Source organism: Marinomonas sp. 63XJN7_7_ISO-PGPR-S23-202 (genome assembly GCF_056173505.1).
On sequence record NZ_CM149677.1, the window covers coordinates 2,086,334 to 2,098,492 of the forward strand.

The following is a 12,159-nucleotide window of genomic DNA, read 5'->3' on the forward strand; positions in this document are numbered from 1 at the left end:
ATATACCTAGAAGAAAAGGAGGCGTGTTACTTGCTGTAGGGTTTTAGGTCATCGAGAATTTTCTGACCAGTTGCCCCTGTTTCTTTAAGATACAATTTACGTTCCATGACGCCAGCGGTTTCTTTCCAAGGCGTTAACTGCTTGCCAGTTAATTGCGTGACGTGGTTGCCTTTCGCTTTCAGGAACTTGATGTCATTAGTAAATTCATTTTCGATGTCTTGAACGGCTGCTTTTTCTGACGCTTTAGCGGCTTTGCTGATCAGATCACGCTGTTGTTGGGTTAGTCCTTTCCACCATTGTAGGTTGACTTGAACAGGGTAAACCAAAGGAACATAGTGAATAGCGGTAACGTATTTGCCTACTTCGTACCATTTACGTGACGTGATGGTAGATAGGCCCGATGTGGCGCCATCTAAAGCGCCTCGTTGCATGGAGGTATAGACTTCACTGGAGTCCATGGCAACGGGAGTGGCGCCTTGGCTCTTAAGGAACATGGCTGAAAGGCTACCTTCTGAGCGCATTCTTAAGCCTTTAAGATCTGCTGGCTTGATGATTGTTTTTTTGCTGTTTACATAAGATTTAGCATAACCGTAGAAGCCCCAAGCAACAACGTGAACGCCGTGCTTTTCTAAAATAGCATCAACATCTTTACCCAGTTTACCGTGTAATGCTTTTAGTAATGTTGTCGCATTTGGAGCGAGGAAAGGAATGGTATCCCACTGTAGCGCTGGAGCGTATTTAGACCACCAGTGCATGGCATTAATGCCCATATTAGCCGTGTTATTTGCTAAACCATTGGCGATGTTAGAGGCTTTGAGGAGAGAGCCAGAAGGATAGGTAAGCACTTTAATGCTACCATGGCTCATTTCTTTGATGTTTTTGGCAATGGTTTCTGCTTGATTAGCCGTAGCTGTATGCGGTGGCATATACCATGCAAATCGTACGGTTAAATCGGATGCTGACGCTTGTGTAGAGGCTAGGCCAAGAAAAGCGGTTGTTGCAAGGGCGGTGGTTAAAGATAGGTTTAGGTATCTTTTTTTCATGTAGCACTCCAAGTTTTATAATTATATTTGTTGTGTGTTAGATTTATATAAGAAAATCCTTGTTTCTGTTACAAAATGCTACATGGTTTTGTTGATTTTTATATTCAATATTTCGCCTTTTTATTGCATAAAAAAAGGAAGAGGTGAGGATTTATTGTCGATTGGTCTACTGGCTATAAAAAATGTCACATCGTGGTGCAAGTAGGCTTAAAAATGGTGAATTTGAATTGAGCCCAGTTTGGGCAAAAATGCCCAAACTGACTGAGAGGTAAGGGGTTTACTTGGGTATGTTATAGCAACATATTGGTTCGTCGTTGCAGCTTGAATACTGACCTCTGTTCGAGAGTATAGTGCAAAGGCTCTGTAATCTTTTAACAGTCCATTTACTTATCTGCCGCTTAATTATCTGCCGAAGTATTTAACCATTCCTTTTTATAAAAGCGTTCAATGTTGTTACCATTCTCCCATTGGAATAAATAAAGCCAATCATTGTCGATCAGTTGTCTGACGATATCGTGCTTAGCGGTAATTTGTTCAATTGCATGCTTAGGGGCGTCGATGTAGACGGCGAGCCGAATCGGTGTGTGCATCCAGTTGGTACCATCGCTGATGGATTGCATCGGTAAACCGATCCGCAGATCCCCTCCATTGCCTTCAAATACGCCGATATTACCGCCTACAGCGTTGTGCAGTACTTTGTTACCACTACCGAACTTATAGTTGTCTGTGACGGAAAGGTTGTATTGCATATTGATCCAGTGGGCTACTAGCATAGGGGCCGTTAGCAAACGTTCTAGAATGCTGAAATCTGGGTCATGGTTCGCATCGTAATCGTGTAAAAAACTTCTCCCTTTCAGGTCCATATGACGGGTTTTATGGCGCGGTGCAATGATAAAGGAGTGGTTGTTTGCCAAGCCCCATTCAGGACTGACTTGTGACCAATCATTTGCCCGTTGGATAAAAGCATGAAAGCGCTCTAGGTTGGATAAGTCGACAAGTGACGCATCGAGCTTTTTGGCACGCTCTTTTTGTGCGAGATAAGTGGCTTGTTCTAACCAGCTTGAGATTTGGCCATCGACGGATTCAAAACAAGTCAATTGGTCGGTGGTGGTATTGTGTAGCGCCGCGATAAATTGTGTGGTGTCGGGAATATTGGCGCCCATTTGATTCAAAAGCGTCCGTACTTTGGTGTCGTTCAATAATGTGGCTAAAACTTTAACATTCACTTCACCACTTTGTCCGCCACAGGCACCACATTCTAGTCCAGCAGCATGGAGGTTGTTGCTGGTGTGGCTACCATGGCCGACTAGCATAACGATAGGAGCATAGTGTTTCAGCCCCATAGTATCCAATATACCTTTGGCTAGGTTTGCCTTGTCTTGGTCCGTTAATGCCATGCCCTGTTGAGTGAGTTGCCATTGGGTGTCAGGAGCGAGACGGTTAGCCGGATGAACTTGACGTTTTGGAAAGAGTGTCTGTTTAAACATTTTAAAGGCATACCACCACCCCATGGACTCTACCATGGAAAAGGCAGCGGGGGCTGCGTGTCCCCAACGATGCCAACGGGCTTCATTTTGTTGGTGATGGACGTGCTTGGCGTTCGACTTGGTTTCGCTCACGGTAATCGCAGGGCTGAGCAAGCCTGGCAACTGTGGTCTGGCGAACTGCGTATCTTTTGCTTGGTATTCAATGGGCAAACCAAAAAAGCCTGCAAACCCCAATGTTTGAATATGATTAGATTGTTTTTCTAAGGCACGACGATACACTTCGGAGCGAACATCGATGCAAAAAATTGCCTGCAGCTGTGGATTGTCGAATGGCTCCTGTGATGGTAGTGGTTCTCGCAGTATGTGGTGAAAATCGGCTTGTTCGCTGTATTCCAGCGCTAATGCCCAGATCTTAGGTATCTCTAGGGCATCATGATGTGCATTGTACAGAGATTCAATGTTCTTTTTTTGTAGTGTCCATTTCTTGGCTATTCTACTCAATGAAGCTGGTTTGGCGTGATTTAAGTAACGCCAGATAACCAGCTCCCACGCCATTTTGATGGCAAGCAACGCCATAACATGGTGTTCTTGTTGGTCACTTTCTGTATTGCTGGGCCAGTTTAAATAAGCAAGATAGCTACTCCAACCGTTAATATCGAGCAGCAGGGCGTGAGCGTAGGCGGCTAAGGCTTCGTCATTTATGCCAAGTTCTCGTATGGCCAACGCAAACAGTTCGTTTTGGTCTTTAGGCAATTCGTGGAAAAAACGACTGAGATTGGCTTCTCCCATGATAATGCTTAAGCCTCGGTCTTCGGTGGTGATTTCTAACCAATGAGGATATAGCCCAATCTCATGGTGGCTGTCTTTCTGTCTTAAGGTCGGGCTTTGTTTTTGATAATGGGCCGCACAGAACTGACTCACTTGATGGGTGATTTCATCATGCCATGACATTTTGGTCGCTGGGCGCTGTTGGTCCGCTAGGTCAGCAATGGACTGCCATGAAATCGGCTGAAAGCGCGGTTTGCTTAAGTGGTTTAGCAGTTCTGTTGAGCATAGCGTAAGGCCATACTGTTTGGCGGCTTTTTCCAACTTATCGAGCTGGATTCGACCTTCTTCATACCAGGCTACGTAAGTCTCCAGAGGCAGATGAGTTTTAACATTTGCTAGGGCCGATAGCTCACTGGCGACCTGATCATAGGGTTGGTTTACCATGGACCACAGAGGGTTAACCGCAATGAGTTTGTCTAGTGGCCAACTGGGAGCGATGTTACTTGCCGCATGCGTCAAGATTGCCTGCTGGCGTGAACTGAGTATTGGCTCAGATGGTGACAGATCTTGTGTGTGAGTCATAACCATAATGCAATCTTCCTATGGTTTAGCGGGTGAATTAATGGTAACAGGAGAAATATGTTGTTCCTTTGCTCTGGCAGGTAAGGTGACGGGCCAGATTTTAAGGGCAACACGAGTGAGCCATTCGTCTAGATACAGGCCTGCGAACAAGGCAATAGACAGCCTGCGCACCGCCGGCCAGTGTACTTGGTAATACAGTAGTGCATTCAGTACAAAGAGGCTGGTAAAGAGCAGCATTGCCCAGACGTCGGCCAAAGAAAAGGCACTAATATGACCTATGTTTGAAATAGGAATCGTCATATCGATCAGTTTTTTCAATGTGGCGTAAACCACACACAATAAGAGGCCCACTATCATGGTATAGACGCTTGAGGGGGCATGTTCGGATGTTCGCCACTGGATAATTAAGACGGTCAGTGCCAGAGAAAATAACCACCAAGTACTAAAGGCGCCTTCAAAATCAAATAAGGCTTTTACGACGACGACACAGGCGGTGGTGATGGCGATGGTCGAAAACCACTCTTGTCCGCTCGGTACTTCTTTTTTGGGCATACCTTTAACAAAGGGCTTAGACAACAGTAGACGAAGGTGATCGTTAACCGCATTGCCGGAATTTAAGAATGAATAGGCTTTATAGAAAGAGTGAGCCAATAAGTGCAATAACACCAGCTCATACATCCCTAAAGCGAATTCGAACAACATTAGTCCCATTTGTGCGCTGGTGGACCAAGCAAGACGAACTTTGACGCTGATACGAGTGGTCATTACCAAGGCACTGGCTAAGGTCGAAAACCCCGCAACTAATAGCAGTAACCAAAGAGCGGCGGTACTTTGCGCGACTAGTGGTGTAAATAACAGCACCATGTAACCCCCTAGGTTAATGACACCGGCGTGAAGCAAAGCACTGACTGGGGTTGGTGATTCGACCACTTGTATGAGCCAACCATGAAAGGGCAGCTGAGCGCATTTGATTAAGGCGGCAAAAGCAATGAGTACCGCCGCGATTTGATCTGGTGTCGTGAGGTGGTATCCCGCGTTGGAGTCGATGGTTAAGCTGCTCAAAATATTACTGATATAGAGGGTGCCATGTTGTAGGCCAAGCAATACAAAGGCCACCAACAAGGACAACTCTGCAATACGCGCTAAGATGAATTTTTTATGGGCCGCTAGGATGGCACGAGGCCGATCTGGATAGAAGGTCAGCAAATTATGTAGAGACAAGCTAATGCCCAGCCACCCCAACCAGAAAATGATTAAGTGGTTAGTTGTCACCGTGATGGCAACGGATGCCAAAGTAAACATCATCCAGCGGTAGTATTGGTTGCTATTGGCTTGTCCTGCCATGTAGTGTCGGGAGAAGGTAATCAGTACCCAGCCCATGATGGTCACTAATCCTAACATGACCTGACTTAATGAGGTGTGACGGATTAAGTCAGAAGATTGCCACGCATCCGCGAAGAAATAGCTAACAGGAAAGGTCATTAAGAAAACGACCAATAGACCACGGCTTAACCAAGTGGCTTTGGTTGACACGGCGGTAGTTGTAGCGCGTCCAACATACCAGCCGCCGAGAAGGTAGGCGAATGGGATGCAGATAGGCAAAAAACTCAAAGCAATGAGAGACATGTATTACCTCTAAACAAGAACTTACATCGGATGTAGGTATTATGAAGTCTTTATTTTGTTAATAAAAATACATATATTAAAACCAATCGTTCTGTTTTTTGTATGTATCTAAGCAGAATGAGTCTGAATTATCTGAATGGGCGGACTGACCTATGGCGCGATTGAATTACCATCATTTGTATTATTTTTGGCAGGTTGCGAAGAGTCCGAGCTTAACGGAGGCGGCTGACGTTCTGCATATTTCCCAGTCGGCTCTGTCGGCACAAATCAAGCAATTAGAGCACAGCCTGAATGTGACCTTATTTGTGCGCCAGGGTCGCAAATTGATTCTGACGGATGTGGGGCGACGCGTGTTGGCTTATGCGCAAGACATTTTTAATACCGGTGAGGAACTTGAAAACTTTTTACAAAAGGGCAGGGCCACACAAGTGCAGCACATTACTTTGGGCATACAGAGTAATCTATCAAGAAATTTTATTGAGAGCTTTATTGAGCCGTTACTAGAAAGTGAGCATGTGAGTTTTTCTTTGTCTTCTCGTGGGATGACAGATTTACTTAATGGTTTGGTGAACCATGAGTTGGATTTAGCGTTAACCAATCGAGCGATTTTAAGCGAAAGCCAAGAGACCACTTGGCAAAACCAGTTGGTTGCCCGCCAAGCGGTGGCCATTATCGGGCCTTATGGTGACAAGCCAAGCACGGGCTTTCCAGAGGGCTATCGGGATAAAAAATGGGTGGTGCCGGGGAAAAATACCGATATTCGTTCTTCGTTTGAATCTTTTTGTGCCGCCCATCAATATCAGCCGGAGATTAAGGCGGAAGTGGACGATATGGCCATGTTGCGATTGTTAGCCCGTGACAGTGGCTATTTATCTGTCTTACCACCAGTAGTCGTTAAAGACGAGATTCAAGCTAAGTTGCTGCAGGATTATGAAAGCATTCCACAGGCGTTTGAAAATTTCTACGCGATCACGGTCCCACGTAAATTTGCTGCCCAGTCTGTCATTGATTTGATTCAAACCGCGATTAACCAGTATGCGACGGAAGCCACATAGTAATAATGCTCGGGCAGAAAGGGAGAAGAGGCCACTTTATCTCCCTTTCCACTAGAAACAAGAGACTAGCTTTCTAGCAGCTCTTGGGCAAAGTAATCTCCTGGTTTTTTCACGCCTGGTAAGGCAAAGAAATAACCACCACCAAATGGCTTGATGTATTCTTCTAGTGGCTCGCCATTTAAGCGCTCTTGTACCGTGATAAAGCCCGCCTTTAAGTCTGCTTGATAGGCTAGGAAGAGCAGTCCCATTTCCAGTTGGCCAGCATTGGTCACACCATCTGAGTAGTTATAAGCGCGGCGTAACAGTTGGTGTTGATTAAAGCCTGGAGTTCTAGGGTTCGCTAAGCGCATATGGGCATCCAGTGGGATGATTTTTCCTTCAGGGTCTTGAGCGTAATCAGGAATATCATGCTCGTGTTTCATGCCCAACGGTGCGCCTGTATCACGTTCTCGACCAAAAATGGTTTCTTGTTCTTGCAGTGGTGTTCTGTCCCACTGTTCGACGAAAAAGCGAATGGTTCGTACGGCCAAATAGCTGCCACCAGTAGCCCATTTGGGTTCTTGGTTTTCTGGTGTAACGAGAATGACTTCGTTAGCCACTTTTGGATCTTTTGTATTGGGATTGACCGTTCCGTCTTTAAAACCAAGTAGATTGATTGGGGTTTCTTTACCCGCTGTTGCCGCCACGTGGTTGGAGATAAAACCGTCTCGGCGCCAGCGCACGCTCAATGTGGCTGGCGTGTGTTTAATGATGTCGCGCATCGCGTGAATCACGGTTTCGGGGGAATTTGCGCAGAACTGAATTAATAAATCACCATGGCAGCTTTCGGCTTGTAAGGCATCGTTTGGAAAACGTGTCATGGTGACGAGATGCTTGGGTTTTTTATCCGCTAAACCAAAACGCTCATCAAACAGACTGGCGCCCAGTGCAACGGTAAGGGTTAGGTTATCTGGATTGATATAAGTGCCTACAATGCCAGAGTCCAACGGGGGAAACTTATCCCCTGTGCTGGGCGGTTTGCCTCCTTGGGTTAGAAACCTTGCCCGTTCGGTGAGGGTTTTAAAGAGGCCTTTTAAATCGTCGTTGTTATAAGCGATCACATCAAAGGATACGACACAAGCTGACGCAGGAGGTGGATTTAAAATACCGCTTTGATATTCGCCGTAAAAAGGCTGTTTCATTTGACGGCTGGTGTAAAATTCAGCGTCGAATGAATCTTCTTTCGCCTTCATGTTTTTCTCCATCATACCCTCTGATCCGGCCAGTGCCTGAGTAGAGACGGCGCTACCGAGAGCAACAGCCCCGCCAAAGGCGCCAAGACCTTTCAGTAAATTACGGCGCTCCTCGACAATTGAGTCGTGGCTTTGTTCGGTTTTTTCTGTTTGATTGTTTTTTTGTGTCTGTCTGGATTGTAATAGAGAATGAAACGGGCAATTCATGTTATTCCCCTCAAATATGGTCACTTGTTACGCTTTCGCTCTGCTCCAGCGGATTGCGTTAACGGTTGTTGATGAACGGGCCGAATGTCTTCGCCCATGGCCTTTTGTTCGCTTGTCAAATATGTTGTGCGTGCTTGCTTAGTTCAGACCAAGGTTGCCGCGCAGTTTTGCTAAATCTTCCGCCAGTTCGGTAATCGGCCCTTTTAAACGCTTTCTGTCCTGCTCAGATAGCTGGTTATAAGGTTCGAAGCCTGTGTCGGTTTTGTAGCGTGCCAAAATCTCATTGACCTGTTTGAAGTTGTTTTCAATACGGTGTTGTAATGGGGGGTTAATCTTGTCCATCATCGGCTTGAATAAGAAGACGATTTTTTGAGCTCCCTCCACATTAGCGTTGAAATCGTCCAGATCGGTGTGGGCGTAACGATCTTCTTCACCACTGAGTTTGCTGGCTGCCACTTCTTCAATAAGGCCTGCCGCACCACCGACGACGGTAGAGGGTGGAAAGGGTAGATTACGTATGCGGCCCTGTAGTTCGGTCACATCCTTATCAAGCTGATCGGCTAATGCTTTGCTATCTGCCAAGCTGTTGGCTTTCCAGAGGTTATATTCAAGACGATGGAACCCCATAAAGTGTGGGTCTTTTGCCCCCATGGCAAAGGCATCTTCACGGGCATCAATACGGTTATCTAGATCAGAAAACAATTCAGCAATAGGTTCAATCCGCTCATAATGCACACGCACTTGGCTGTAAAGTGCCTTGGCTTTGTCCATCTCGTTGGCACGAATGGCATCAGTAAAGGCTTGAGTCGCCTGAGTCAATTGGCGGGTTTCATTCATTACATAGAATTTGTACTCGGCAATAGGCCCAATAAAATCGTTACTGGTGATTTTATAAGGTTTGTTCTGACCGTCGCTTTGCACGGTAAGTTTTCCGTGAGGGTTGGTTAATAAGCCACAGGTCATCTCATAGGTGCCAGGCTCTAGGGTAACGGTCATTTTTTGCTGAAAGCCTGGGATGATGTTTTCCCGTTCGGCAACGACCATAACACCATCAAGAATTTCCCATTCCAGTGCTCGCATACTTTGGTTACGAATAATAAATTGTACTTTGCCTGCTGGAACGGTAAGGGCCATAGGCTGACACTTTTTATCGTCGACGACGACATTGTATTGCGGGACATCGCTGGCGAATGCACTACAAGATGCCAGCAAACTCCCTGTCGCCACTGCGAACAAAGCAGGTTTTCGCCAGATGTTCTGGAATAAAGCAGACATGTTTCTCTCCATAAGCAACACACGGTTTGAAACCAATCAAACCGTGGTGTTTGATGTGATCGTATGATGGATTAATTAAGGTTGAGTTCGCCACGAAGCAGAGACAAGTCTTCAGCCAATACCGTGATTGGACCTTTTAACGCCAGACGATCTTGATTGGTCAATTTTTCGTAGGATTCAAAGCCTGTTGGAGTACGGTATTTCGCTAAAATACTATCAACACGCTTGAAATTGCCGTCGATCTTTTTGACCAGAGTAGGGTTTTGCTCAATGAGAATGGGTTTTAGCAAGGAGACGATTTTTTGCGCCCCATCGACATTTGCTTGAAAATCGTCAAGGTCGGTACGGGCGTAACGGTCTTCTTCACCACTGATTTTACTGGAAGCCACTTCTTCGATTAAGCCCGCGGCGCCCCCTACTACTGCGCTAGGGGGGAAAGCCAAGTTGGTGAGTCGTTTATGCAGTTCAAGTGTGTCTTGATAAAGTTTCTCTGCATAAGGCTTCATGCCCTGGGTGGTATTGTCTGCCCACAGTGCTTTTTCGATACGATGGAAGCCTGTGAAGTTGGGGTCTTCTGCGCCTTTGGCATAATCGTCTTCTCGGGCATCCATACTGCCATCAAGGTCAGAGAACAATTCGGCAACCGGTTCAATTCGCTCATAATGTACACGAGCAGGAGAATAGAGTTGTTTGGCTTTTTGCACGTCCCCTGCGATGACCGCATCCGTAAAGGCTTTCGTATCTTTCACCATACCATCGACTTGTTCAATCACGTAGAACTTGTAGTCGGTAATGGGAGCGACCAAATCAGAAGCCTGTGTTTTGGCTTGAGCCATGGTTGAACAAGCGGCGATAGACACAGCAAGAGCAAGCGTTGAGAGAGTAGTTTTCATTAGTGACTCCGTATCGTTGTTGTTTAAGAGTAGAGCGTTTGTAATAGAGTGTTTTACTTGTTATTCCGATTGACCTAAGACGTCCCACTATTCGCCGGACGACTCGTGGGGCTGGAAGTGAGATCATCTTTCTTGAAGAACCAATACAGCGCGGGAAGAAGATAAATAAAGTAGATGGCAACTTCACTGATAGTGGGGGTTTCTTGATACCCCAATAAACCTTCTAATAAGGTGCCAAACACACTGTGCGTCGAGAGTAGATCGCTGGCATTAAAGGCGATGCTTTGGAAGTAATTCCAAATACCTGCTTCGTGTAGTGATCGAATGGCACTTGCTGCAAGACCTGCTGCCACAAATAAAATAAATAAGCTGGTCCAACGGAAGAAGGCGCTCAGTGGTAATTTGAGACCACCTAAATAAATGGCAAAGCCCAATAGGACGGCCAAAGCTAAGCCTGTCACCGCCCCTAGTGGTGCGGAAGTACCAGCGCCTTGCTGGAAGGCTGAGAGAAGAAAGAAGACGGATTCTAACCCTTCGCGGGCGACCGCTAGGAACACCATGCAAACCAAAGCCCAACCTTGGCGAGAACCTTGGTACTTGCCCAATGCTTTATCGATGGAACTGTGTAGATCCGTTTTGACTGAGGCCGCTGCTTTACGCATCCAAAACACCATGTAGGTCAACATACCAACGGCGATGGCAGCAACGATGGCTTCGAATAATTCCTGTTGTTTTTGAGGAAACTCCCCCGTGGTTTCATTGATGCCATAACCAATTGCTAAACAGAGTAGTGCGGCACTGAAAACGCCCCCCCAAACAGCTGGCATCCAATGTCCGCGTTGAGTGCGTTTAAGGTAACCTGCGATAAGGCTGACGATTAACGCCGCTTCAAGTCCTTCTCGGAGCATGATTAGAAAGGGAACAAAAAACATAGGTGACACCTTGCCTGTGAGTGATAAAAGCTAAAAATATCGAAATGTAATGCGTTTTATAAATACTAATGATAATGAATATCAATATTGTTTTATTATATGTATGTTCAGTTCAGGTGTTAGTATCCTGACAACTTATTCACATTTTTTCCTTATTATTGGCGTTTAGGTCGTTTATTTCTGTGGGAGGTTTATTTTTCAACGAATGGTTAGATATGTCTTAGCAGGGGATTAGAGAGGCTTTAACTATCGTATGTCTAGTAGGACGGGCAGGCTTTATGCACATAACGCAACATTTAATTTGTGTTATTGAGTAGGTAAATGGCCAAGATACGGTTAGTATGACGCTCTTAGCTCAGTAGTATTGAGCGTTAATTAGGTCAACTATGTCAACTTTTCGTGTGCGTTATCAAACATTAGAGTTTGATCTTTCCGATATTCACGTACGTACTCTTCGCGATAATCAACAATTTTCTGATGATGATAATGAAGCTCTAAATCTGGGTATTTCCTCTGCTACTTGGCCGTTATTCGGCATTATTTGGCCTTCAGGTGAGATATTAGCGCATTTGATGTATACCCATAACATCGATGGGTTGCGTATTTTAGAAGTGGGCTGTGGTATTGGTTTGGCCAGTTTGGTATTGAATCATCGTCATGCCAATATTACCGCGACGGATTATCACCCAGAAGCAGGGCGTTTTTTGAGTGCGAACGTATTGCTCAATGGGGATCGTCCTATTCCATTTGTACGAACTGGTTGGCAAGATGGCGAGACCTCATTAGGTCAGTATGATTGCATTATTGGTAGTGATTTGTTGTATGAGCGCTCCCATGTGGACATGCTAGCAGATTTTATTGACTGTCATGCAGCGCCAGATTGTGAAGTGATTTTGGTTGATCCGGGTCGGGGTCATCATGCTGTGTTTAGTAAGAAAATGGTGTCATTAGGGTATCAACATAGTCAAAGTAAACCGTTGGAAACGGGTTATTTGCTGAAACCTTTTAAGGGGCAGGTCCTTAGCTATCATCGTTCTAAAATTTGATGGCAGGGTTCGC

The 12,159-nt window shown here is 45.7% G+C and carries 9 protein-coding genes; 2 read left to right on the forward strand and 7 right to left on the reverse strand.

Annotation, left to right across the window (positions count from 1 at the left end):
• Window positions 1–26 precede the first annotated feature (26 nt).
• From AC0VYG_RS09550 to AC0VYG_RS09560, 3 genes are all read right to left on the reverse strand, one after another.
• The gene (locus AC0VYG_RS09550; RefSeq protein ID WP_475432065.1) at window positions 27–1,043 is read right to left on the reverse strand and encodes a TRAP transporter substrate-binding protein; all 1,017 of its coding nucleotides are present in this window, start codon (window positions 1,041–1,043) and stop codon (window positions 27–29) included.
• Window positions 1,044–1,441: 398 nt separating this feature from the next.
• Window positions 1,442–3,886, reverse strand: a complete 2,445-nt coding sequence (locus AC0VYG_RS09555) for a YbcC family protein (RefSeq protein WP_475432066.1) — start codon at window positions 3,884–3,886, stop codon at window positions 1,442–1,444.
• A gap of 12 nt (window positions 3,887–3,898) precedes the next feature.
• Window positions 3,899–5,506: an NADH-quinone oxidoreductase subunit L gene (locus AC0VYG_RS09560; protein ID WP_475432067.1), complete on the reverse strand. Its 1,608-nt coding sequence runs from the start codon at window positions 5,504–5,506 to the stop codon at window positions 3,899–3,901.
• A 152-nt stretch (window positions 5,507–5,658) separates the two neighbouring features.
• Between AC0VYG_RS09560 and AC0VYG_RS09565 the strand changes: the two genes are divergently transcribed.
• Window positions 5,659–6,561 (forward strand): LysR family transcriptional regulator, encoded by a 903-nt coding sequence (locus tag AC0VYG_RS09565; protein ID WP_475432068.1) that lies wholly within the window; start codon window positions 5,659–5,661, stop codon window positions 6,559–6,561.
• 65 nt (window positions 6,562–6,626) lie between these two features.
• Here the strand turns inward: AC0VYG_RS09565 and efeB are convergent, their stop codons facing one another.
• The 4 genes from efeB to efeU all read right to left on the reverse strand — a co-directional run bounded on the left by efeB (window position 6,627) and on the right by efeU (window position 11,100).
• Window positions 6,627–8,000 (reverse strand): iron uptake transporter deferrochelatase/peroxidase subunit, encoded by a 1,374-nt coding sequence (gene efeB, locus AC0VYG_RS09570; RefSeq protein ID WP_475432069.1) that lies wholly within the window; start codon window positions 7,998–8,000, stop codon window positions 6,627–6,629.
• 138 nt (window positions 8,001–8,138) lie between these two features.
• On the reverse strand, window positions 8,139–9,275 hold the full coding sequence (gene efeO, locus AC0VYG_RS09575; protein ID WP_475432070.1) for an iron uptake system protein EfeO: 1,137 nt from the start codon (window positions 9,273–9,275) through the stop codon (window positions 8,139–8,141).
• Between the two features lie 71 nt (window positions 9,276–9,346).
• The gene (gene efeO / locus AC0VYG_RS09580; protein ID WP_475432071.1) at window positions 9,347–10,168 is read right to left on the reverse strand and encodes an iron uptake system protein EfeO; all 822 of its coding nucleotides are present in this window, start codon (window positions 10,166–10,168) and stop codon (window positions 9,347–9,349) included.
• Window positions 10,169–10,242: 74 nt separating this feature from the next.
• On the reverse strand, window positions 10,243–11,100 hold the full coding sequence (gene efeU, locus AC0VYG_RS09585) for an iron uptake transporter permease EfeU (RefSeq protein WP_475432072.1): 858 nt from the start codon (window positions 11,098–11,100) through the stop codon (window positions 10,243–10,245).
• Window positions 11,101–11,486: 386 nt separating this feature from the next.
• On the opposite strand from efeU, the gene AC0VYG_RS09590 reads away from it, so the two are divergent.
• Entirely contained in the window at window positions 11,487–12,146 is a 660-nt protein-coding gene (locus tag AC0VYG_RS09590; protein WP_475432073.1) for a class I SAM-dependent methyltransferase, read from the forward strand.
• Window positions 12,147–12,159 lie beyond the last annotated feature (13 nt).